Here is a 25,924-nt window from a genome sequence, read left to right on the forward strand (position 1 = left end):
AAATAAATGAAGTTCACATTATCTTGGTTATTAGAGTACTTAGAAACCAATGCTAGTTTAGAGGAAATTACTGATAAATTAACTCACATAGGGTTGGAAGTAGAGAATGTGATCGACAATTCCAGATTGGCCGGGTTTGTTGTTGCAGAAGTATTAGAAGTCGCACCTCATCCAAATGCTGATAAATTAAAATTATGTAAAGTAAATGATGGAAGTAAAGTTCTGCAGATAGTCTGTGGAGCAAAGAATGTTAGAGAAGGAATGAAAACCGTACTTGCATCTCTTGGCAACACATTACCAAAAAGTGACTTCACAATTAAGCTTGCAAAAATACGAGGAGTGTTAAGTGAAGGAATGCTCTGCTCTGCTTTCGAACTTGCGCTGACTCAAGATGAAAGTGAAGGAATCATTGAGCTTTCTGATGATTATAAAGTAGAAGATAAATTTTTCAATTGTGATCCTGTAATTGATATAAATGTTACTCCAAACCGTGGGGATTGCTTAGGCGTCTACGGAATAGCACGTGATCTAGCAGCAACTGGAATTGGGATACTCAAGACTTTAAGCGTTCCACAACTTACCGCTTCTATGAACTCACTAATAAACGTCAAAGTCATCGATGGGGAGAGTTTTATTAGTGGAGTATATATCACTAATGTAAAAAATAAAGAGAGTCCAAAATGGCTAAAAGATAAATTGGAATCGATAGGAATGCGCTCCATTTCTGCAATAGTTGATATTACTAATTATATTATGATATCTTTCGGGCGCCCGATGCACGCGTATGATGCAAAAAAAATAGAAGGAGAGCTCATAGTACGCAAAGCAAATGACGAAGAAAAATTTATTGGTTTAAATGATAAAGAGTACTTATTAAACAAAGACATAAGCGTTATTTCTGATGATAAAAACGTTCAGGCAATTGCTGGAATTATGGGCAGTAAGTACAGTGAATGCACTCTTGAGACTACTGATATCTTTTTAGAGTCTGCTTGGTTTGACCCCATCTCTATCACTAAATCTTCAAGGCAGCTCAGCATCTCCACAGACTCAAGTTACAGGTTTGCACGTTCAATTGACCCTGAATTTACCCTTGATGGACTCAATCTTGCAGCCAAAATGATTTTGGATTTATGTGGTGGAGAAGTGTCAAGTGTAGTGTCTGCTGGTAATCTGAATAAGGCTGATACCAAGATAAATTTTGATTATCAGAATGCAAACAAACTTGGAAGTGTATCTGCATCACCTGATGAAGTACTCAATATTTTAACAAAATTAGGGTTTAGTATTGATAAAAGAATTGAAAATAATTGGAGCGTACATGTACCAAGCTGGAGACCAGACATAACCATACCTGCTGACCTAGTTGAAGAGGTAGTAAGAATATACGGCTATGATAAAATAAAGGAAGAGCCATTAGCAGGCGATGTTGTGGTAGAATTTGATACACAGAATGATTTGCGCATTTTAATGACAAGCAGAGGATTTCATGAAGTGATGACTTGGTCTTTTATGAGTGAATCAATAGCTGAAAAGTTTGGTTACTTGAATAAGTTATTTATCATCGATAATCCATTTAATAATAACTTTAATACAATGAGGCCAAGTGTCATACCAAATTTGTTGCAAGTCACTGTAGATAATATTGCTCACGGGATATCTGATCTCGCAATTTTTGAAATTGGACCAATTTACAATGGTGAAGCTCAATCTAAGTACGTTTTAAGTGGAATTAGATCAGGAAATAATTTACCGCGAAACCATTATAACACTGATAGAAAAATAGATGTTTTTGACGCAAAGGCTGACCTCATAACGGCTTTGGAATTTTTTAACATTAATTGTGATAATTTAACAATAGAAAGAGCAGAAAAAGAATATTATCACCCAGGAAAGTCAGGCACCTTATCTTTTAGAAGTAAAATAGTTGGTTATTTTGGGGAATTGCACCCAAGTGTACTGGATTCTTTTGATATCAAACAAAAAATTGTAGCCTTTGAAGTGATGCTAGAAAACATTGAAAATTTACCTGTAAGTAAGAAAAAATTTATCGATTATAAATATCAAAGTGTAAAACGCGATTTTGCATTTATTGTGAGTAAAGACATAGTAGTAGGTAGCATAATCAATATGGTGAAAAAAAGCTCAGAGCTCATCACAGAAGTTTTGATATTCGATGTATACCATGGAAATAACATAGAGCCGAATAAGATGTCTATAGCATTGTCAGTTACTTTCTGCTCTCCAACTCACACTTTAACTGAAGAGGAAATCCAAAAAGAATCAAATATGATAGTCAACTTAGTGTGTGAAAATACTGAAGGAACTTTGAGAGCTCATCATTAAGCCGTAATCCTGATTTTGCTGTGTCACGTTTACTTCATCCAATTTATTCCCTATCTTGAATTCAATATCCTTGAAAAACCTATCCCACATTCCATGCAAATGCTCTTCTACTTTAGGCCATACATCATTTTTAAATGTTTCTCCATCATCAGAAAATAAATTACCTAAAAAGGCTCCAACACCTTCATAATTTGACTGAAAACATTGAAGAAATGTTTCTACTTCCTTATGAGTATCATGTGCCGCATCCAATGCTTTTCCTTCTATGCTCTCATTCTTTTTCGTGGCTGACCAGCCTACCTGAATATAACCCCAACCTATCCAAAAACGGTCCCAAGCATTCTTAGCAATACCCTGATTATCTTTTGGCACATTATTTATTATATGTTTCACCAAATTGTCTATCAAAGGAGATAATAAATCTTGACAAAAATGCTTGATATTATCTTTCATTTTAATTACAGGACTTTTTATGCGTTTTTCTGCTAAATAATACTCAAGTTCTGCTTTCTCTAATAATTTCTTGATCTCTGCTTCATCAAAATTTTCTTTCTTGAGCTCCTCCAACAACTTATCTTCTATTATTGCAAATTTTATTTTTTCACGAGATTCTAGTTCTTCTCTATAATCATTTTTTGTTTCTTCATTTATCAATAATCCTTTTTCTTCTAATTCTAACTGTTTTAATGCTTTTAGGATTTCTTGGTTATTTTGCAAGTGCTTCTCTATTAATTTTGTACTTGGATGCTTCTCCCCCCTTCTATTTTGCTCATCTTCTAAATATTTGTTTAAATCTTCATTTCCTTCTATTACTTTTCTTAACGATATAGGTTGCTTTAAGCATTCTACAATTTCCGCTCGGTGCGAATTAATCCTCTGCACTAAATTCGGCTCCTTTTCCTCTAACAGCTTACATGAGTCCTCTATACTCTTTGCTTGGCCTTTGAATAAATTTTGTATTTTACATTTCGTTATTTCTAAATATATCTTTGCTATAAAGTCATTTACTTTATCTGAAACTTCTTTTAAACTTTTCTTGCTAAAAGGACCTTTTATCTCCTCTTCTAAACTTCGAAACTGGTCTATTAAGCTTAGTATTCCTAACAGGCCTAACTCACCCTTAGCTTTTTTCATTACTGATTCTACTAGCCTTCGCTTAACTTCTTGATCACCATACTCGAACTTAAAAAGACCTTCTAATTTCCTTTTTAAATCATCATCTGTTAAGTTATTTTTTCCTTCATCATATATTGCTTTCAATTTTTCATGTATCCCAGTATATCTTTCCTGTCCTTGTTTTTTTAAATCTTCAATTCTTTTTTTAGCATCATTTAGAGCTTCCTCTGTTTTTCCAGGATCTGTATCTTTATAAACATCAATTATTGTTTTTTTAGCTATTTTCCCTTCTTGTATAAGCCGTTCCCATTCTGCTTTAAATACAGGAAGTGCATCATCACTTATATCATCTATATCACCTACTTTCATAAGGGACTCTAGCCGATCATCTTCATCAGTCAAATTAAGTGACTCCTTTATTTTTAGTTCTTTCAAATCTTTGATTATCACTTCTTTCTCATTTGGTAATTCCTTACCTTGATTCTCCAATTCTTGTTTCACTAAAGTATTTTTTAGCTCATCTTCCAGTGAAAAATCTTCTCCCCGTCTATTTTGCTGAAACTTAATTGCTTGTATAAAAGCAACTCGATAAGCATTTTCTATTAAGTGAGTTGTCAACTTAGAATCTATGCTACTCACCACTTTCAGCCTGAATTTACTCAATAATTCCTTCAGTTTATCATGTGTAATATCTTTCTTTTCTAGATTCACCAGCTCTTCCATAGTTCTTGCGCATCCTTGAATGGAAGTTGCAAGTATATCCTTGATTTCATTACGCAATGGCTTAAGACCATTTTTTAAATTGATGTTAGTTGACAATTTCAGTACAATGTTATGCTCCGAATCCCTCGTTACACTAAACCACTGATTATTTTCATTATCGCATAAATCTCTAAGTAATTGTTTTAATTGCGGTGGAAACTTTATTTCCATATCATATGCAATGCTTGACTCAGAAACCTCCATTTCATGAAAAGATACCTCTATATTTTGGTGCTTATTAGAATATCGCCCCATACTTATTTTAAGAACAGCAACTAAAGAGTGAGATAACTCTCTATTTAAAAGATAAAAAGTAGCCAAAGCAATTGTTGCAGGAACAATTAAGGCTACAAGCACAGTCACATTAACAAAAATTGCTATTGCAGCAAGAGCACCGTATGCAAATCTTCTCGATACACTTGTTTCACTCTTTTTTGCCTTATTTTCCACTACACCTTTTTGTGTCTTGCTGTCTGCTTTAAATCTACTGTATATGACTAACCCCATTGCAACAAAAGCAATATAAGGAAGCATTAAAACTGACAGAGCTAAATTTAATACTTTTTTCTCCGGGCAAGCTCTGTTTATCTCTTTAAATATTCTACTTGATATATTATACCAGGAAGTAAAAAAGTCAGAGTTGTAATCTTTATAATGAAATATACTGAGTGGAACATTAAAAGCAGCTACCTGTTTAGTTAACCAATCTTGCTGACTTACAGCATCAAAAAATTCTTCTCCCTCTTCTGAATTAGCAAGACCTAAATCATTCCCTTCTTCTACATTAGAAACATCTTCCATAGCATCAAAAAACTCTTCTTCCTCTTCCAAAGCAACATTGGAAATAGATTCTACTTTACCTAAACCATCACTGTTGTTATTTAAATCAATAACTTCTCTATGACCATCTGCAACAACTTGATTCATATCACCACCCTACTTAAAGCAGTTTAAGTATAGCATAAACATTACTAACTTTGCAACTTTATTAACTTAATACCAACTGTCAAACCTTGGTATTCCTTAGAATAGAAGTCGGATTCGATCTCTTTATTAATGTCCAAAGATAAGGCAAGAGTCTGATCTTTTATATATTCAACCCATGTATTTATTGCTTCCTTAATTTTTTCATCTTCTGTTTTGATTACTACTCCTATTCTATCGGATATATCGAAATCAGCTTGTTTTCTAGTTTCTTGAATAAGCCTAACAACATCTCTTGCGAGCCCTTCTAGAATTAGTTCGTCATTGAGCTCAGTACTCAGAACAACAATCCCTTTATTGTTATCAAATACAGAAGAATATTCACTATTTGCTTTTAACAATAGTTCATATTCACCTTTTTCTATAGTATAGTTCTCTGTTTCATCTCCTAAAAATATTGAACCTTTTACGGAACCTTCTGTCATTCCAGCGCGTGACGCTGGAATCTGCATCTGGATCCCAGTGTCAAGCACTGGGATGACGTCGGAGTGAGTTTTTTCAACTTGCTTCCACTTTCCTTCCTTAACGTATTGAACTAGTTTCTTGATTTTATCTGGAACTCTTCTTCCAAGCACAGAAAAATTTAGTTTTAGCTCTAGTGATGCAACTTCTTTCAACTCATTTACTATTTCTAGTTCTTTTACATTCACCTCATCTCTTATTATCTCTTGATATTCATTTTCAAGAAAATCGCAGGAAGACTTATGATAAATGATAATACTACTGAGTGGCTGCCTGATGCGTATATTAAACGTATTTCTGATGGATAATGCAGAGTTACATATCTCTCTTACCAAATCCATCTTAGCAATGAGTTCACTGTCATATCTATCTGATTGTGGAAAATCAGCTAAATGAACAGATGTTTCTTTATACTTCAGCCCCTGCCATATATTCTCTGTTATCAGTGGCAATAAAGGAGCTGCAGCTCGAAGCATGTAATAAAAAACTGTGTATAGCACATTATAAGCGTCGGTTTTGTCTTGATCTAAGTCACTTTTCCAAAAACGCTCGCGACTGCGACGAATATACCAGTTATTTAGCACTTCAAAGAAATCTGTCAGGATTTTGCAAGCCTCCTGGAAGTTATAGTTGTTCATAGAAGCTTGGATACCTTCCACAGCTTCAAAACATTTGGAAATCATGTAACGATCAATAGTACTTCTATAGTCCTTGCAAACTTCAGCTTTAATCCCATCTGCATTTGCATACATAGTGAAAAAGTGATAACTATTCCAAATAGGTTTTATTACGTTTTTTAGAACATCACGCACTAAATTTCCTTCTTTGTCGAGTAGTAAATTACCACCGCAGACAATAGATCCAGAAAGCATAAGAAAACGCAGCGCATCGGAACCATATTTATCAAATACTTCCATTGGATCTGCATAATTATTCAAACGTTTGGATAATTTCTGACCTTTCACATCAAGAACCACACCGTGGCATATGCAATTCTTAAATGGCTCACTATCAAATAAAGCAGTGGAAAGCACAAAAAGCGTATAAAACCATCCTCTTGTTTGTGCTATATACTCGGTGATAAAATCTGCAGGAAAGTTATTTTCAAACCACTCTTTGTTTTCAAACGGATAGTGAACTTGCGCGAACGGCATCGAGCCAGACTCAAACCAACAATCAAACACATCAGGCACACGACGCATTACTGATTTTCCTGTTGGATCATCAGGATTTGGTCTTGTTAAAGTATCGATAAATGGTCTGTGCAAATCATCTATTTTAACATTAAAATCTCGCTCTAGTTCTGCTATCGAACCATATACATCCACTCTTGGATATTTTGCATCATCTGATTTCCACACAGGAATTGGCGTACCCCAAAATCGATTGCGTGAAATAGACCAGTCATGCGCTCCTTCAAGCCATTTTCCAAATTGACCATCTCTTATATGATTTGGCATCCAATTAACTCTCTTATTCAGCTCTGCCATTCTCCCCTTAAACTTTGTCACAGCAACATACCAAGAAGGCATAGTGCGATAGATTAAAGGAGTATCAGTTCTCCAGCAGTGAGGATAATTATGAATATGTTGCTCAGTCTGAAACCAACTCCCCTGCTCTTTTAATTTTTTTATTACTGTATCATTGGCATCAAAAACATGAATTCCTGTTAAATCTGAAACTTCAGCAGTAAACTTTCCAGCGTTATCAATTGGACAAACAGCTCGAATATCATGGCCTTGGCAAAGGTAAAAATCTTCTTCACCAAACCCAGGAGCAGTGTGTACAACACCAGTACCATCTTCTGCTGTAACATAATCAGCAATGAAAACACGGAATGCATTTTTTGTATCTTTAAAATAATCAAACAGTGGTCTATAAGGAAGACCTGCAAGATCACTCGCTTTAAGTTTTATATTACAATTTTCATATGGAATATTGTTCTTTGTACAGTGATCAATAAATTTTTCTAGATAGCTTTCAGCAAAGATATATATCTCATTATTTACTAGATCTCCTTCATTGCCCTCTGCTGCTGCCATCCCAGCACCCTCTCCTCCTGTCATTCCAGCACCCTTCTCTGTCATCCCAGTGCCTAGACACTGGGATCCAGCCAGCGTCACGCGCTGGAATGACACCAAGGAGTGAACTGAAACTGCACAATACTCAATATCCTCCCCTATTGCCAGTGCGAGGTTGCTCGGCAACGTCCAAGGGGTTGTAGTCCAAGCAAGTAATTTACACTTTTGTTTCAATTGTTTTGGATTTTCTAAAAGCTCGAATGCAACAGTTACAGCCTTGCTAGTCTTTTCTCTATATGCGTTATCAAGCCTTGTTTCAAAATTGGATAGTGGAGTTTCGCACGCCCAGCTATATGGAACAACGCGTACTGATTCATATACCAAACCTTTATCATAAAGCTGCTTAAATGCCCACATGACCGACTCCATGAATGATTTATCCATAGTTTTATAGTCATTATGAAAATCTACCCATCTTGCCTGTCTGTTTACATACTTCTCCCATTCTGATGAAAATTTCATTACAGAAGTACGGCAATGGTTATTGAATTTTTCAATGCCAAATTTTTCTATCTCAGTTCTGCCAGATATTCCAAGTTCCTTTTCTGCGCCCATCTCAGCTGGCAACCCGTGGCAATCCCAACCAAACCTGCGCTCAACTCTTTTCTGTAGCATAGTTTGATATCTTGCAAATGCATCTTTGATAAAGCCAGTCAGTAAATGCCCATAATGCGGAAGTCCATTTGCAAATGGAGGCCCATCATAAAACACAAAACAATTATCCTTAGAACGACCTTCTATCGAACGCTCAAAAATTTTATTTTCCTGCCAAAATTTTATGATTTCCTTTTCTAGCAATGAAAAATCAGGACTGCTGCTTGTATCAGGATAATACTTCATATTCATTTTAACTGGATAAAATTAAAGAATATAGAGCTTTCTGGAAAATTACAAATTCAAAAACTCTGTTTCTACAAACATAGATAGGTATTGACATCATTATACAACATATTAATTCATTAGACTTATTTACTTAAGTTAAAGATGAATAAAGACAATAACAGTTGGCCTTATCAGAAATTTCATGATGCTAACAAAAATAATAGTAAAAGCAGCTTTGTTTGGGGATCACTTTCTTATGAATATAATAATTCTGGAGAGGTTGAAAAATTACACTATCAGTGGGAAAAGAAAAAAAATCCCGCGAATCTATTATATCAAGTCTCATATGATTGCGTAACAGAGAGCTGCAGTCCTTTAAGGATTAAATCTAGATAGCTTATAAACTTATAAAACACACAAAGTGCTTCTACATGAAACCATGGGAGCACTTTTCTCTAATTAGGCAGCACATCCCAATAAACTATTTTGCCGAGCTTCCAATACTCTTACATTTACTATTTTATCTTTGTATTTACCATCAGGGTCATCAATGCACACTGATTGCATATATGGGCTTTTACCAATAATTTGAGCTTGAAGTTTGCCTTTTTTATCACTGAACAGAACAGAAATAGTTTTGCCTATCATACTTTGGTTAAACTCAAGTTGTTGCTTGCTAATTAATTCCTGTAACTGAAGAAGGCGCTCTGTTTTAACCTCTTCTGGTACTTGATCTTTTCTTTCCGCCCCTGGCGTTCCTGGCCTTGGGCTATATTTAAAACTATAAGCCTGAGCATATTTTACTTTTTCTACTAATTTCATAGTTTCTTCAAAATCTTTTTCAGTTTCTCCAGGAAAACCAACGATAAAATCAGAAGAAAATTCGATTTCAGGTTTCAATTTGCGAAATCTGTCTATTATTTCAAAATACTCCTCTGCAGTGTGTTTCCTGTTCATCGCGTGCAATATTTTATTAGAACCTGATTGCACAGGTAGGTGAACAAACGGCATGAGTTTTGGCTCCTCCGCATGTGCCAAGTAGAGAGAGTTGTGCATATCTCTTGGATGAGAAGTTGTGTAGCGAATTCTCTCTAGCTCTTCAATTTTAGCAATGTGACTAATTAATTTTCCTAAATCCCACACTTCTCCTTCGCACTTACCATGATAAGCATTGACATTCTGACCAAGCAAAGTTATTTCCTTTGCTCCATTTACAACTAATTTCAATGCTTCGCGGAATATTTCATTCACTGGTCGCGAATATTCAGCTCCGCGAGTGTAGGGCACCACACAAAATGTACAAAATTTATCACAACCTTCCTGTATGGCAAGAAATGCAGAAGATCCTTGACTATTGTCATAGCACTCATCTGGCAATTTATCGAACTTCGCAACTTCTGGAAAATCAGTGTTTATCACATGGCCTTTACTTCTGCTTGCTTTGACTATCAGCTCCGGTAAAGCAGCGATACTCTGTGGACCAACAACAATATCAACAAATGGAGCCCTTCTGAACACTTCTTCTCCCTCTGCTTGCGCTACACATCCAGCCACTACTACGGTCCTTTCTTTTCTTGACGAATGAATTCTTCCAAGCTCTGAATAAAGTTTTTCTGCTGCCTTCTCTCTAATATGACAAGTATTTAATATCACCAAATCAGCTTGTTCTGCATCACTCACAACACTGAACCCCAGAGGCTTAACTATATTCTCCATTAAAACAGAGTCATAAACGTTCATCTGACAGCCGTAAGTTTTAATGTATAGGCCTTTCATATTTTTAATTTAAAAATCCTTCATATAAATACTTAACAAAATTATACGAAAAACTGAATTCTAGTACAACAGCCAATAAAGATTGCTTGACAAACCTTCTCGCTTCTCTTACCATAACAGTAGAGGTATTTTAAGAGCTCAAAAATCTATCTCCGTCTGCAGGCTTTTCAGTCAATTTTTCAATAAAAAATGTACTCTTCAGCACGTGTTTAAATTCTGTTGTATGTGCGCTGCATTTTCTTTCTAATCTTTCAGGAGGATTTTATGTCTAGAATTCCAGATACTTGACCTTTATTCTTAAGCTAAAAACCGATTGGTACCTATGGTTTTTATAAAGAAAGTGCAAAAAATACTTTAAAGAATATGAAATAAAGGTAGAAAAGGTTCGAGTAATTAAAAAACATTTCCAGGCATAAATTTGTCATGTATACCAAAAAGTAATTACACTAATATAATGTTCACACTTATATGCTAATATAGATATAATACTAATTAAAGAGCATGTTATGCAAGAAGAAGTATCAGATTTTACAGATGCTCTTTGTCAAAATAAATGTGATTCCTTTTGAGTGACACTCTCCTATATCTTTCTTTAGGTTATACAGAAGTCTAACACAATTATAGAACAAGCTTAAAAGTTCTGGTAAAGTAGTTTTATTTACAAAGAATATGCTACTTGATATTGAAAAACGCAGCATAACAAATGCACTGTGGAAGTTACAAGAAGCAGATCAAAGGGAAATCTTAACTCTTATACAGAGATTTGAATTACCAGAAATATTAGCAAGAATATTAGTTGCTCGTGGTGTTAACATAGAAAATGCACATGACTTCTTACACCCACTAATCAGATCGCTATTACCAGATCCCTTTCACCTCCTTGATATGGATAAAGCTGTTTCTCGCATAATAAAAGCAATAAACAATAATGAGAATATTGCAATATTTGGTGATTACGATGTTGATGGTGCAACGTCATCAGCATTGATTAATAGGTACCTAAGAGCGATTGGAACACACTCTATAATCTATATTCCAGATCGTGTTGATGAGGGCTATGGATTGAACACAGATGCTTTATTACAACTTAAAAAGAACGGAATTGATTTATGTATTTCTGTTGATTGCGGTACGCTTGCATATCAACCAATAGAAGATGCAAAGGTTTTTGGACTTGATATTATAGTTGTCGATCATCACCTTGGTACAGAAAAGTTACCAAGCGCTGTAGCAGTTGTTAATCCCAACCGCCTTGACGAGAGCTCTCCTTATACTAACCTTGCAGCAGTTGGAATGTCATTTTTGCTAATTGTTGCCCTTAACAGAAGCCTACGTGAGCAAGGATTTTTTACCCACAAAAAAGAACCAGATTTGTTTGATCTACTTGATTTGGTTGCTCTTGGAACTGTTTGTGATGTTATGCAGATTATAGGCCTAAATAGAGCATTTGTTTTGCAAGGATTAAAGGTTATATCAGCAAGGAAAAACGTTGGCTTGCGTGTTTTATTTGATGCTTTGGGAATCCTTGAAAAACCAAGTGTTTCACGGTTAGGGTTTAACATTGGGCCATGTATAAATGCTGGAGGAAGAATTGGAGAAGCATCACTCGGTGCAAGGTTGCTTTCCACTGATAATGAAGAAGAGGCGCATTCAATCGCGCTAAAATTAATAGATTTGAATAATGCAAGAAAAATGCTAGAAAATGAGGCTATTTTGGAAGCTACAACACAGGCAGAAAAATTTACCTTATTAGGTGTAAATTTTATAATGGTAAGTGGCAATTGGCATCAAGGAATAATTGGTATTATTGCATCAAGACTAAAGGAGCAGTTTCACCTACCAACGATAGTGATATCTTTAAACAACGGAATAGGAAAAGCAAGTTGCAGATCAATTTCTGGAATAGATATTGGTGCTGCGGTTCTTTCTGCAAAATTTACCAACCTAATCATTGAAGGTGGTGGTCACAGTATGGCAGCGGGATTTTCGATTAAGGAAGACAAAATAAGTGATCTACATGATTTTTTTACTGAAAGATTTGCAAACTCTACAAATGACAAAATCATAAAAGCCGATGGCATAGTAACAGCTAAAGCAATAAACTTATCCCTGTGGAATCAATTGCAACGCTTAGAGCCATTTGGTGTTGGCAATCCTGAACCGAGATTTATCATCCAAGGAGCAAAGATAAGAAAGCCGGAAGTTATAGGAGTTGATCATATAAAATGTTTTATTGCTGATGATAATGTTATGGTAAAAGCTATTGCGTTTCGCTCTGCAAACACTGAGCTTGGCTCTGCTATCATGCAGGGAAATGTTAAATCAATTTTAGGTAAAATCTCTATGAATTATTGGAATGGAAATGAATTTGTGCAATTTTTAATAGAAGATGTATTGACTATCAGTTGATTTTACACTCAAAGAACCAATAATTGCAATTATTGGTTCTTTTTAGCAGTATTGTTAAAGTATATCTACCAACGATGTGAGACCGTGTATTATATCTGCGGAGGAATCACACTTTGTATACTGTACATCTTGACTATCTACCCATTCTTTAAACTCCCCTGGGTTTTTATTGTCAATATACCATATTTTGTTAAATATATCGTGCCATTTTACATTACCTCCTGACATAAAATATTCACAAGTATCATCGATTATTTCAGGATGCTTTTCTTCTAAAAATTTAAACATAGCCATTCCTATTGTATAAGGATCTTCATCAACTATCAATTTTCTAGCATAATATACATCTCCTAGATTTAAATCATGAGATCTAATTTTACAAGAGCCAAAATCTTCGAGCATCTTACACATTTTTTCTTCTTTTAGTGCTTCGCATGCAATAAGTTCTGCACTACCTTCAGTCACTGATTTAGATAAATCCGCCTTGTTAAATTGTGTCACTATCCGTTGTATACAGTGGACAAACTCATGCGCAAGAGTGTAATAATCTATTTCTTCAAAGGATTTTGAATAATTAGGAAAGTTATCTTTTGCATAAACCAATACATCAGATGGAGATTGAAGATAATTAGGAAAATCATTCTTAAATGAAGGAGCATCTATTGAGAGGGATAATGAAAATGGATCAGGGTTTGGAATAGTAACACCAGCTTCTTGATCTGTTGTATCACGAACATACAAACTCTTCTTCATATCAACATATTGTTCCCGATCTTCAAATAAAAACATGCGAAGATTAACATTTTTATCACTTGGAATAAATACATATTCTTGACAGACTTTAAAAGTGTCATTAATAACTGTTTCTATTTTTGCTAATTGTTCATCAGTAACGTCTGAATGAAACACTTCTACTTTTATATCACTCCCTTCAACACTAACTGTATGTTTATATGGGAGAATTTTACTTATTTTAGTTTCAATCTCATCTCTTGCTTGATAGTCTGGTTTGACTTTAAAAAGGTCTATATTTGAAAAAAGATTTGTCTCATCAATAAAAAAACTCATATTAGCATCTCATAAATTATTTAGGTGCAATATAGAGAGTAAAAGTTAATATGTAATGAATAAGCGGGTTTATCTATCAATCTCACCAAAGACTATATCGAGTGAACCGATAATTGCTGCAATGTCAGCAAGCATGTGTCCTTTTGCCATGAAATCTAAGGCCTGTAAATGCGCAAAGCCAGGTGCTCTTATTCGACATCTATAAGGTCTATTGGTACCATCTGAAACTATATATACTCCAAATTCGCCTTTTGGCGCTTCAACAGCCACATAAGTCTCACCTTCTGGTACATGATATCCTTCTGAATAAAGCTTAAAATGATGAATCATAGCCTCCATAGATTCTTTCATTTCTGCTCTTGGCGGTGGAGAAATTTTTCTATCTTCAGTTTTTATTGGCCCTTCAGGCATCTTCTCTATGCATTGCTTCACCAAACTGATAGATTGTCTGATCTCCGCCATTCTCACTAAATAACGATCATAACAGTCACCATTTTGGCCAACTGGTATATCAAAGTCTAGCTGATCATATATCTCATATGGCTGGCTTTTTCGCAAGTCCCAAGCGAGCCCAGCAGCACGCAGCATTGGCCCACTAAAGCCCCAATCAAGCGCCTGTTTTATTGATATTTCACTGATTCCTACAGTGCGTTGCTTCCATATTCTATTTTCTGTTAAAAGTTCATCAACATCGTCTATATACTTTGGAAATTGCTCTATAAACTCTGCAATATCTTCAATCAAACCTTCTGGGATATCTGCTGCAAGTCCACCTGGCCTTATATAAGCTGCGTGAAATCTTGCACCTGAGGCCCTTTCATAGAACTCGAGTATTTTTTCTCTCTCTTCAAAGAGCCATAAAAGAGGAGTCATCGCCCCAACATCAAGTGCTTGGGAAGAGATATTTAGTAAGTGATTTAGTATCCTTGTCAGTTCACAAAATAAAACACGCAAATATTTTGCTCTGATTGGAATTTCACATTGCAACAATTTTTCAACGCATAACGAATACGCATGCTCTTGTGACATTGGTGACACATAATCAAGGCGGTCAAAGTAAGGCAGAGCTTGAAGATAAGTTTTATGTTCTATCAATTTTTCAGTGCCGCGATGCAAAAGCCCAATATGAGGATCTGCCCTCTCGATCACCTCACCATCCATCTCTAAAACAAGACGTAATACCCCGTGTGCAGCTGGATGCTGCGGTCCAAAGTTTAACATCATTGTCTTTAGATCAGGCATGCTTGGTAGTTTAAGGTATTGGAACTTTATAGGGTAAAATGTGCTTAAAGTCAATAGGCTTCTTGTACAAGCTATAACTCATCGTTACAATAGAAAAACTCTCAAAAACTTCACCACTTCTTCATGATCTGATAGACAATGTTTATGTGTCACATACAATTATTGCACTTATGTTGATCAAGGCAGCAAAATTATGTATAGATAATTTTGATTGAGAAATAGTTTTTCTACTATATAAATTCTACTTTAGAGTAATCAAAATTAATGAAAGACAATAAATATAGTTTAGGTTTAAGGATCATTCATTGGTTAATGTCTGCTCTTATTATTGGTATGCTTTGTTCTGGACTGTACATGAAAAGTTTGCCGATTAGCAGTGAAATTAAATTCAGCATATACGCTATTCATAAGGCTTGTGGCATCACCGTTCTTGGATTAATTATAGTACGTATATTTTTTCGCGTCTTTACTTATGTTCCGCCATTACCAGCCAATTTTTCTCGATTTGTAATCAATGCGAGCAAAACGATACACTTTGGTTTATATGCTTTGATGGTGCTAATGCCACTATCTGGTTATGTCATGTCTTCTGCTTCTAGCAAAGAGATCAAATATTTTTTTCACATCCCTTTGTTAATCAATGAAAACAAAGAGCTAGCTAGTGTAGCTAATCAGCTACATTCGATGCTTGCATATCTTATGATAGTCTTTATAACCTTGCATATACTTGGTGCTTTAAAACACACATTTATAGATAAACAAAACATTTTTAAACGTATGATATAGGCTATATGTTGAGCAGGCCTTGGAAGAAAGGAACGAATTTTCTCGGTAGTGAATTTTCAATAATGGGTGGTGCTATGAGCTGGGTTTCAGAGAGAAATTTAGTTTCGGCAATTTCAAATGCCGGTGGTTTTGGTGTAATTGCATGTGGTGCGATGTTCCCAGACTTACTGAAAAAAGAAATCATAGAAACACAGAAATTAACTAACAAGCCATTTGGTATAAACCTAATTACTATGCACCCAAAGTTGAGTGAGTTGATAGATGTGTGTATTGAAACGAAAGTAAGCCATATAGTGCTTGCTGGCAGATTACCAACAAAGCCTAATATAGAAAAAATCAAGAGTGCAGGCATTAAAGTTATGTGCTTTGCACCAGCATTAAGCCTTGCGAAAAGGCTAGTAAAAATGGGAGTAGATGCGTTAATAATAGAGGGAATGGAAGCAGGCGGGCACATAGGGCCAGTTAGCACTTCTGTTCTTGCACAAGAGATATTGCCTCATTTTAAAAATGAACAAATACCAGTGTTTGTCGCAGGTGGAATAGGAAGAGGCGAAATGATAGTGAACTACCTAGAAATGGGAGCAAGTGGCTGTCAAATAGGTACATTATTTGTCTGCACGAATGAGTCAATCGCTCACAAAAATTTTAAAGAAGTATTCATCAAATCAGCTGCGCGTAATGCTGTATCTTCTGTGCAGATTAGTGCTGATTTCCCTGTAATTCCAGTAAGAGCTATAGCCAACAAAGCAAGTGATGATTTTATGAAGCATCAAAGAGACATTATCGATAAATATCAAAATGGAGAAATCTCAAAAGAAGAGGGGCAACTTGAAATAGAAAAGTTCTGGGCTGGAGCTTTAAGAAGAGCAGTAATTGATGGAGATGTTGAAACAGGATCTTTAATGGCCGGTCAAAGTGTTGGCATGGTTGATAGAGAAAAGCCTGTAAAAGAAGTGATAGATATGCTAGTTCAACAGGCAAGCAATTATGTTGAAATGTAAAACCAGTAATCAGCAAAGCAAATAGTTAGCAAATTGCTATAATTATCCGTAATAAGGCATAACCGCTTAGTTTTAATGTAAAATTAACGCTAAAGAGGTATCTATACATTTTGTTATGTATGGAGAGATGTTATGCTAAGTACTTCAAAAAAAACTCAGAGTAATGAAGTAGATATTAACCAAAAATTGTACGACACTATATACAAGAAGGTAACAAAAAAAACACATAGCAATCAAAGTCCAAAAAAAGATGGAGATGGAACTATCAAAAAATGCATAGAGTTGTTCAACAATGGAGCTGATCCCAATGTATTAATTCAATTAGAAAAATTACTGAGAGAGCAAGAAGAATATCAAAAATATTATAATTATTACACTGAGAAATTTCTTCCAGCATTGAAAAAAAAAGTGATAGAGTCAGGGGAATTAATGAAACCTTCAGTACTTAACAATGAAGAAAAATCATCACAAAGATCACCAACAATAAAAGGGAAAACATTAAAAATAATTTCAGAGATTACTAAAAAGAGCAACAATAAAGATCATTCTAGTAGCACTATTCAAAATCAGAAAAGTCTTAGAAGTAATCAAGCAAATAGACAAAATAATACTATGGAACTATTTAACAAACAAAGTCTTTCTGGTGAAGTTGAAATTCCCAAAAATTCAGGTATTAATCCTCTGGAAAAGGATTCTTTAGCTAAGGGTGTAAGTGGAAAAGGAACCCCTGGAAAATACAATACCTTGAGAAATTCAGGTTATTATGGTGCTTCAGCACATCCTACATCAAAACAATCGCAAGCAAGAAAGGAGATCGCACAATCACAATTGAATAGTCAATCTGATCTTTCGATTGATAGTAAAGATTTAAAAAATGAAAAGCCTAATATAACTGTGAATGCTGTAGAAGTGCCAAGCGGTGCAAATACTTCTCCTAAGAAACTCCATTAATTAACTCTTCTTGTTGAACTAATGTGTAGCCAAACTCCTGCGCTTTTTTGATCAAATTTTTCACAATTTTCTCTTTGTAGCGTGTTTCATAATAACTCATTCCTTTTTCCACATACTCTTGTCCATATTTCAACATTTGGTAAAAAATACATGCTAATTTTCTTGCTGTGGCAGTAATTGCTTTTATTGCTCCTAGCCGTCTTTTTAATCTCCTACAATATGCACCTAATGCACTTTTGCTATTTCCCACAGCATAAGCAGCCATTCGCAGGGCATTTGTAGCGCGATTAATGACTTTACGAGTTTTTGTCCCAAATACTTTTTCTCCTGTGATCTTGTTAGCAGGGCTAAGTCCTAACCATGAAGTAAAGTGCTTTTCTGATTGCCACTTATTATGGTTAATGCCAACTTCTGAAATAATAGTTTGTACAGTTAGTATATCAAATCCAGGAATTTTAGTAAAATCTATTCCGGTTATCCTATACAATTTCTCACGCAAGGTGAAGTTTGGTCTGCCTCTTCTAGACTTGTTTTTTTCCTTACCTAACTCTTTACTCTCATCGGACTTTGTTTCAAATGTTTTATAGTAATTTTCTATGCTTTTATCACATTCAGTTATTTGCTCTTGAAAAAAAGTATATGCTGTATATTCTTGTTTCAGTACAAATAAATGTTCTTCTCTATAATCGCCTGTTAATGCTTTTGCTATAGTAGCTTTATCGTTCTTCATATTCACACTTCTGAATTCAGCTAGCTTCTCGGGATTCTTTTCACCTTCTACTATTGCTTTAATAATTTGCATTCCTGTGACGCCAGTGATATCGCTTATTACTTTATGTAAATGAATATTCATTTGTACCAACACCTTTTGCATACGATTAATATGTGTAGCAGCATTTTCAATTAAGTTTTTACGTTGCCGCACATAACTACGCAATACACACATTTGATTATCTGGCCTAAATGATCCTTCGATTAACCCATAACTGTGTAGTTGTTGAAGCCATTGGCAGTCCTGGACATCTGACTTTCTTCCAGGTACATTTTTTACATGTCTTGCATTTGCAAGTTTTACTTCAAGTCCATATGATTCAAGTACTTGAAACAAAGGAATCCAGTACACTCCGGTTGACTCCATGGCTACTGTAGTAACTTCACACTTTTTTAGCCATTTTGCTATGTTATGAAGATCCTCTGTAAAACAGCTAAATTTTTGTATATGCTGTTCATCACTTCCTTCTGGCACACACACATAATGTATAGCTGAACCAACATCTATTCCTGCTGCGTTAGGGTTCATTATTTCTAATTTACTTTTTGTTTTTTTCATGGTAACTCCTTCATATAATTTATAGCAGGGAAACGCTTCAGCTTGGGACGGTTGATATAATACAATCTCCTAACCGAGGTAGTCTAAGGACTCCATCAATGATTTGACCGTTCCTCCAAAACCATGCTAAACGACGGGCACTTATGGCACCAGTGAAGATTCCGGTTATAACTGCATGAGGCGCTTCCTTCACAACTATACTTAAAACTACTAGAAACTTAAATTGATGAGTTTCTTCCTGGTTTGACAGATTCATTTTGTTCGATGCTAAACTCAGTAGTAGTAGTGATTTAGATAGTGGAATAAATTCATCTAGCTTGGCATCAAGTAGCAGAAGGAGCAGCTTAACTTCAGTAACAAGCATTTCATCTGAGGAAAGTGTACACTTAAAATTAAACCCTGCTGAGGAAGATAATAGTTTGCAACTAGAAGATGAAGGAAAAACAAAATTAGCACATCCGAACAAAACAAGGCCCAAAGGCCCAAGCGGAAGAATATCCCCTTCTAAACATTATAAGAAGACTGAAGAAGGGCCTCATTGTGTGATCTCAGTGACAGGCAGTAAGGTAAAAGATACAATGCAATCCAATAATTATGAAAATAATAGTAAAAACAAAAATCTTCACGTCGCACTTGTAACAAGTTCTGCTCTCTTAGCAATAGGGTGCATTGTTGCAGGAGCAATGACATCAGGATTAGTAGGAGCAGGACTGTTTGTGGTGGCTGCGGTGTTTGCTACAGCAGCTGCTGCTGAATTGTGTTCAAACTTTCTGTCAAGTAAATTGACATCCATTAGTGTGAGTCCTCTTGTTGATAATAAAGAGCTAACACGGTGATAAAAGTTAAATATGAGTTACTTATGGTGAGCAAGTGAATTCGGTTCTTGCCTATTGATGTAAAAATTGTTACATTTGAGGAGTATCTTAAAGGTATTTAGCTGATGCATATTCAATTGGGTAGAGTTTTTGCTATTGTAGCCCTGTTAAGTTTTATCTTCATGTCATGTTCTAGCAAAGCAAGTGATGAATTGAAAAATATACCAGGAACGTTGAAAGAACTTATTTCTTCATTTTCAGTTAAAGATACTGTAGAAAATATGAGTCCCTCAACAATTATAGGTTTATGTATAGCTACAGTGATACTTGCAGTAGTGTTCAGAGGCCTAATTTTTTTCATGATAATATTTGGCGTACTGATCATGATGTTTGGAAGCACAGAAAAGGCAACAGATTACCTGAAAGAAAAATTCAACTTTGCAAAGGACATACAGTTACAATCCAATAACAAAAAAGAAGATAAGGATTAAGTAAGATAGATGATTCTTTATTATCTTTTTATTGAATACGCATGATATTGTATGCAACCAAAAGTACCAGCCACTAGATCTAATTCTGAAAAAAAGAACAATTTAGCGTTACTAGAAAGTATTAATTTAGATTTTATCCCTTATGCTTGCCACTACGATGAAGAAACTATACTAACAAAACAGGGGGAATTATTAAAAATAATCAAATTAGAAGACTATTCTTCAGTTGATAACTATGGTGATCTTAGAACTGAAATTAGAAAAAGTATATCAAAAAATATCAAGAGTTTATATTTTACCGTTTGGATTCACACTGTCCGTAAGCGCAATAAACTGAGCTTACAGTGGAATAAAACTTCAGACTTTTCCGATCAGCTACACTCAACGTGGTTTAATAAACTAGTTGATAGTAAACTACAGTATATAAATGAGCTATACATTGTGGTGTTACTTAGTGATTTTGGCAAACATATTAATAATGCATTTTTTTTTGGCGGGATAAAGAATAGGCACAAGTTATTTTTACAAAAAAATCATCAAGAATTACAAAAAATAACTGACCTGATTCAAAAAGATTTAGAACCTTTTGGAGCTAAAAAACTGGGCCTTAGATCTAGTGAAGGCAAAATATATTCTCAAATGATGGAATTTCTCCATTACATTATTACATTAACGCACAAAGATTATCCAATATGTGAAAGGGATCTATCGCAGCATGTTAAAAATTTAAAAGTAGCTTTTGGTTTCAATAAATTTCAAACATCGTTTGAAGGTCAACAGAAGTTTGGTTCTATTTTTTGCATAAAGGAATATCGAGAAATCCCCTTAGAAAATATAGATAGGTGTTTGCAACTTGACTCTGAGCTTATCATCACAGAAATAATAATATTTACTAGTAATAATAAAGCAGTAAAAGAATTCAAAAAACAAATTAATATACTGCAAATCAGTGAGGACAATACCTTACTTCAAAACTCAGGAATAAATGAAATAATAGAGCTTGAAAAAATTTCTGCTATGGATTTTTGTCAACAGAAAATTATTGTTACAATCTTTGCAGATGATAAGAATAGGTTAGCTAAAAATATCAGCGATTTATCCTCTGTAATGTCGTTAATCGGGTTGATGATGTTTAGAACTGATCTGCACATGGAAAATCATTTTTGGGCACAGCTTCCTGGAAACTTTGCTTTTGTTACACAACCAAAAAATATATTAGAAAAATATGCTTGCAGCTTTGCTATGTTGCATGATTTTACATCAGGTACGTTAAAAGGAGGAAGATGGAAAGAAGCAGTAACAGTTTTTTTTTCAAAAAAAGGCAGTCCTTACTTTTTTAACTTTCATGGAAAGAAAAATAATGGTCATACCACAATACTTGGAGCTCCAAATTCAGGTAGAACCTCACTGATCAATTTCTTACTTTCGGAATCAAGAAAATTTAACCCTAGGATTGTTATATTGGATAATACTGGAAAATCAATAATATTTACTAAAGCAGTAAGCGGCCAATATTACATAATTGATCCAAAATATAAAGATAAAAGTCTAAAATTTAACCCACTGAACATTGAAGATAGTGCTTCTAATCGCAATATGCTTGTTGAATTGATCAAAAGGATGGTTGCAGATGCAAGTTTGGTAGACGTAGAAGAAAAGACAAAAAAAATTGTAGATTCTATATTTGCTATACCAAGAGAATCGCGCTCTATTTCTCAAATTTCTGAAGTGCTTTTACTTCTTGGGGGTAAAATAAGTAAATGGTGTGGTGATGGTGAATTTGCTTACTTATTCCAAGATGGTGATGAGTCAGACATTGACTGGGAAACAAAAACTATATCCCTCAATACTGCGAATCTCACTAAGCAAAAAGAATGTATGTCCGTGATACTTTACTATTTCTTATACTCTTTCGAAGCAAAATGTGATGGCTCACCTGCAATACTTGTTTTGGATGAAGCATGGGAGATAAGTAATATTTTTCCTACAGAGGGAGAGTTTGACAACTGGATGCAAAGAATGACAAAGTTAAATGTTGTAGTAATTCTAAGTACTGAAAACTTAAACCTAGCATTTGCTAGCAAGTTTACTCAATATTTAGATAAGCATGTCGATACCAGGATTCTGATGCCGAACATCAATGCAAACAGATTATACATGAAGGCATTTTCTCTGTCGAAAGAGGAACTGAATGTCATTTTGCAAACACCAACACAGGAAGGTTTATTTTTGATCAAGCAATACAAAGGTTTAGTAACTTTAAATCTAGATTTGAAAAATATGAAAGAAATACATGTACTTTCAGCTAATAAAGAGACTATAAAGTATATGTATGAGGCGATGAAGGAAAAAGGCGAAAAAGTGAGTAAGTGGTTACCGGTGTTCTATGAAAAATGTAAAGCTTAATTTTTTATTGATATTCTCCTTGATATTTTGTCTTTCTTACCAAGGATATGCTGATTGTCCAACATTTGTAAAAAGTAATACTGAAATTGAAGCTGCAGGAAGTAAAGCAGGAAAAGGTATTGCAAATTTTTTTAAAGGCAAGTGGAGCGATTTAGACTTTGACGAAAAATTATTGCAATTTATTAAAGTTACAGCAGTAAATAATCAGGGACCAGAAGGTTACTTCGATCCAAAGATTAAGGTCTGCGATTACGAAGGAAACGACAACTGTTATATATTATCCAGTGGAACATTCTGCCGCCAGATATATGGAACGCAGAGTACAGGTGCTGGAGTTTCTGCAGCAGCTTTTATCGATTGGGAAGGGGATAAAATTCTGAATGATGGAAAGATTCATGGACAGATGACACAGGGTCTTGAGTGGGAATGGGCAGATGGTGTTACTGATGAAGAAAAAGTAAAATTTGCTAATTCTCCTAAGATATGTGCTTGTAGTCAAAAAGGGGCTTGTATGTCAGGAATTTCTTCATGGGGTTCTAGAGTATTTTCGGGAGAAAATATTTTTCGTCCTGGAGAGATGGAAAAAGTTTGTGATACATGCTATCAAACAAAAGTAAAGTGTGCCCCTGTGCAACTTGCACCTGGCCCACCTCCATTTTGTGAACAACTTGCGATGTCACCACCACAAGTTAGAATTGTCCCTATAACAAATGAAGAAAATGATTATTTCCATCCAAGAGTTGGAGTCATTATTGGTGAGCTGAAGGAAAGAAGGGAGATATATGTTCCATCTGCTGTTTCAAATCACGAGAATATTCCAAATTGGACATATCCTATTCCAGATAAAGATACTATCCATTATTTCAAAACCTATAGAAAGAAAGATCAGCTCTGCGCTGAATATTATGGTACTGAAAAAGAAGAATCAAAAAGAAAATTACAATTTCCTGCCCGTTGTTTTCCATCACCAACTGCTCCAAAGCCTGAGGAAATCAAGGTAGTAAATGAAAATACGCTAGAGGTAAAAATGAAGATGGATAAGAGAGTTTGTACTGAGAGGGCACGTGGAACTCACAATAATGGAGTCTGTACTTTTAATGTTAATGCGAATTCTTCTACATACATTGGCCATCTACCTTTAACAGTAGTAAAGCCGGCAATAGTAGAAAAAACAACTGGTACCGGTAACATAAAAAGCGATATCGATAACATAATAGAAGGTATATTAAAAAATAATTCGCAATTTGAAGTTCTAGAAAAATATGGGTGTGTTCCCGATATCGAAGCAGAATGTAAAGAGTTTCAGGGAAATAAGTGCAAACTGGATAATTTAGGATATCCTAAAATAGAAGTAAAATATAAAGAAAATCCTAAAAGTAAAATGCTCTGCCTTTCTGGGTGGCAACCAGAACCGGAAGAGTTTGTTCTTGAAAAAGAAAGTAAGCTAATATCGCTAAAATCAATGGGGGCAAGATACAATAAATACAATACTGTTTATTCAAAGGAGTCTAATCAGCTTTATTATTTTCCCTGTAACGAAACAATTGAGGTTTTAGCAAAGCCACAAGATGCACTGAATGAAATAATATTTAATAAAAAAGGATATATTTCCATTCCTGCTGAAAATAAGTCTAGAGATAACTGCATGGCAAAAGAGGATAAAGAGGTAGATACAAAACAAAATTGTGACAAATGCAAAATAGTATATGAGTTAACAGATGGAAAGCATGAAGACATAGGGTGTACACAAGGTAATAATGGTTGTCTCTGCCTTGATAAAGAAGGATGTATACAAGGTGAAAATGATTGCCTCTGCTTTAGTCATAATGAAGAAAAATGTATACTACAAGATAATAACGATGTTTTTTGCCCCTATAAAGGATGTACACAAGGTGATGATGGTTGTCTCTGCTTTAATAAAAAAGAATTCACACAAGGTGAAAATGGTGGACTTTACTTTAATAAAAAAGGATGTAGCCACTCAACAGAGTATGTAGATAAGGATGGTAAGCCGTTCTACTTAAGATATAAGGTAGTGGATTGTAAAGATGAAAATGATAAAATATTAAAAAATGAGAAAGGTGAAATACAAAAGTGTACACAATTAGAAGATCAACCAATTAAAGCAAACAAAGCAGAAGTTTTTTATGCTGATAAATTGTGTAGGTTCGATTTAGAGGGTTTAAAAAAGAGATTGCGTGAAATAATAATAGCACAATTGAAACATAAGAAGCAGATTATTGAAGACAGAGATCAAAAACTTTATGAGCTTGGAGATGGCTATACAGATGACTTATCGGTGTATGATTATGTTGAAATAGAAGCATGGGGAGGTGGTGAAGCTGGTCATATAGATGGTAAAGCTCATTCTACTGTAAGTAGACCAGGAATGCCGGGAGATTACATTAAGGCTCAATTAAAAATCGACCCTAATCGCCCTATAATGATAGTTGAAGTTAAAAATGGAGGAGGCAATAGAGAACTATATGCATCAGATAAAAATGGTGGATCACCCACAATAAAAATATGCGATTTGCAAAAGCAAAATTGCCAGAAACTAATTACAGTTGCAGGTGGAGGAACAACAGATCGCACAAAAATTCACAAGCAAGATTTAAAATTAAAAGAAGCAATCACAAAAGGAAGGAAGTTTATTGAAGATAATAAAATAGCATATATAAAGAATGGTGAGATTGAGTATAAAGGTGTAACAAAATGTAGTAAAAACTACGTGAATAAAACATATGGTGCTGGCGGTTGTATCAACGAAAGCAGCAAAAGTTATAGCAAGGGCGCTCCTGGTTATGTGAAGATTAAACCTATGCTTGATGAAATTAATGAAGAAAAAGTAAACAAAATAGATGATGCTATTGACAAAATGATACAAAATCCAGATGATATCACAGGTATTGATGATTCTTTAATAAATAAACTTGATGAAGAGATTATTGAAACAATTAAGAAAGAAATTAGAAAAGAATTGTTAGGATCATAGTAAAAGGACCCTGATTGTTGCAAATGGGGAGTGTTAAATAAACTGTGTCAAACCAAGAAATAAAAATATAATTGATATAAA

Annotated in this window: 17 protein-coding genes; 10 read left to right on the forward strand and 7 right to left on the reverse strand. The window is 34.8% G+C overall.

Translation table 11 applies throughout. The features are described from left to right. Positions 1-6: 6 nt before the first annotated feature. Complete coding sequence (pheT, locus tag LEM02_RS02085; protein WP_226079523.1) at positions 7-2,346, forward strand: phenylalanine--tRNA ligase subunit beta; 2,340 nt, start codon at positions 7-9, stop codon at positions 2,344-2,346. Here the strand turns inward: pheT and LEM02_RS02090 are convergent. Beyond that, complete coding sequence (locus LEM02_RS02090; RefSeq protein ID WP_226079524.1) at positions 2,302-5,151, reverse strand: hypothetical protein; 2,850 nt, start codon at positions 5,149-5,151, stop codon at positions 2,302-2,304. The two genes, pheT and LEM02_RS02090, sit on opposite strands and share 45 nt — an antisense overlap. Positions 5,152-5,195: 44 nt before the next feature. Beyond that, positions 5,196-8,597 (reverse strand): class I tRNA ligase family protein, encoded by a 3,402-nt coding sequence (locus LEM02_RS02095; RefSeq protein ID WP_226079525.1) that lies wholly within the window; start codon positions 8,595-8,597, stop codon positions 5,196-5,198. A gap of 138 nt (positions 8,598-8,735) precedes the next feature. On the opposite strand from LEM02_RS02095, the gene LEM02_RS02100 reads away from it, so the two are divergent. After that, positions 8,736-8,969: a PH domain-containing protein gene (locus LEM02_RS02100; RefSeq protein WP_226079526.1), complete on the forward strand. Its 234-nt coding sequence runs from the start codon at positions 8,736-8,738 to the stop codon at positions 8,967-8,969. Between the two features lie 63 nt (positions 8,970-9,032). Here the strand turns inward: LEM02_RS02100 and miaB are convergent, their stop codons facing one another. After that, positions 9,033-10,349, reverse strand: a complete 1,317-nt coding sequence (gene miaB / locus LEM02_RS02105; RefSeq protein WP_226079527.1) for a tRNA (N6-isopentenyl adenosine(37)-C2)-methylthiotransferase MiaB — start codon at positions 10,347-10,349, stop codon at positions 9,033-9,035. A gap of 669 nt (positions 10,350-11,018) precedes the next feature. On the opposite strand from miaB, the gene recJ reads away from it, so the two are divergent. Continuing rightward, positions 11,019-12,758 (forward strand): single-stranded-DNA-specific exonuclease RecJ, encoded by a 1,740-nt coding sequence (gene recJ / locus LEM02_RS02110; protein WP_226079528.1) that lies wholly within the window; start codon positions 11,019-11,021, stop codon positions 12,756-12,758. A gap of 54 nt (positions 12,759-12,812) precedes the next feature. On the opposite strand, the gene LEM02_RS02115 is transcribed toward recJ, so the two are convergent. Then, positions 12,813-13,826, reverse strand: a complete 1,014-nt coding sequence (locus LEM02_RS02115; RefSeq protein ID WP_226079529.1) for a hypothetical protein — start codon at positions 13,824-13,826, stop codon at positions 12,813-12,815. 69 nt (positions 13,827-13,895) lie between these two features. Next, complete coding sequence (locus LEM02_RS02120; RefSeq protein ID WP_226079530.1) at positions 13,896-15,068, reverse strand: NADH-quinone oxidoreductase subunit D; 1,173 nt, start codon at positions 15,066-15,068, stop codon at positions 13,896-13,898. Between the two features lie 264 nt (positions 15,069-15,332). Between LEM02_RS02120 and LEM02_RS02125 the strand changes: the two genes are divergently transcribed. The 3 genes from LEM02_RS02125 (at position 15,333) to LEM02_RS02135 (ending at position 17,806) form a co-directional block, all read left to right on the forward strand. After that, positions 15,333-15,854 carry a cytochrome b gene (locus LEM02_RS02125; RefSeq protein ID WP_226079531.1) on the forward strand — a complete coding sequence of 174 codons (522 nt, stop codon included), beginning with the start codon at positions 15,333-15,335 and terminating at the stop codon, positions 15,852-15,854. 5 nt (positions 15,855-15,859) lie between these two features. After that, the gene (locus LEM02_RS02130; RefSeq protein ID WP_226079532.1) at positions 15,860-16,855 is read left to right on the forward strand and encodes an NAD(P)H-dependent flavin oxidoreductase; all 996 of its coding nucleotides are present in this window, start codon (positions 15,860-15,862) and stop codon (positions 16,853-16,855) included. A 132-nt stretch (positions 16,856-16,987) separates the two neighbouring features. Then, on the forward strand, positions 16,988-17,806 hold the full coding sequence (locus LEM02_RS02135) for a hypothetical protein (protein ID WP_226079533.1): 819 nt from the start codon (positions 16,988-16,990) through the stop codon (positions 17,804-17,806). On the opposite strand, the gene LEM02_RS02140 is transcribed toward LEM02_RS02135, so the two are convergent. After that, positions 17,790-19,136: an IS110 family RNA-guided transposase gene (locus tag LEM02_RS02140; RefSeq protein WP_226079207.1), complete on the reverse strand. Its 1,347-nt coding sequence runs from the start codon at positions 19,134-19,136 to the stop codon at positions 17,790-17,792. The genes LEM02_RS02135 and LEM02_RS02140 overlap by 17 nt on opposite strands. A gap of 37 nt (positions 19,137-19,173) precedes the next feature. Next, positions 19,174-19,392 (reverse strand): hypothetical protein, encoded by a 219-nt coding sequence (locus tag LEM02_RS02145; protein WP_143688855.1) that lies wholly within the window; start codon positions 19,390-19,392, stop codon positions 19,174-19,176. 1 nt (position 19,393) lies between these two features. On the opposite strand from LEM02_RS02145, the gene LEM02_RS02150 reads away from it, so the two are divergent. From LEM02_RS02150 to LEM02_RS02165, 4 genes are all read left to right on the forward strand, one after another. Continuing rightward, the gene (locus LEM02_RS02150) at positions 19,394-19,972 is read left to right on the forward strand and encodes a hypothetical protein (protein ID WP_226079534.1); all 579 of its coding nucleotides are present in this window, start codon (positions 19,394-19,396) and stop codon (positions 19,970-19,972) included. 104 nt (positions 19,973-20,076) lie between these two features. After that, complete coding sequence (locus LEM02_RS02155; protein WP_226079535.1) at positions 20,077-20,442, forward strand: hypothetical protein; 366 nt, start codon at positions 20,077-20,079, stop codon at positions 20,440-20,442. Positions 20,443-20,493: 51 nt separating this feature from the next. Continuing rightward, entirely contained in the window at positions 20,494-22,848 is a 2,355-nt protein-coding gene (locus tag LEM02_RS02160; protein ID WP_226079536.1) for a VirB4 family type IV secretion/conjugal transfer ATPase, read from the forward strand. Beyond that, positions 22,829-25,843: a hypothetical protein gene (locus tag LEM02_RS02165; RefSeq protein ID WP_226079537.1), complete on the forward strand. Its 3,015-nt coding sequence runs from the start codon at positions 22,829-22,831 to the stop codon at positions 25,841-25,843. Before LEM02_RS02160 ends, LEM02_RS02165 begins: the two co-directional genes overlap by 20 nt. Positions 25,844-25,924 lie beyond the last annotated feature (81 nt).

It is taken from the genome of Wolbachia endosymbiont of Tribolium confusum (genome assembly GCF_020405475.1).
In the GTDB taxonomy this organism is placed as follows: domain Bacteria; phylum Pseudomonadota; class Alphaproteobacteria; order Rickettsiales; family Anaplasmataceae; genus Wolbachia.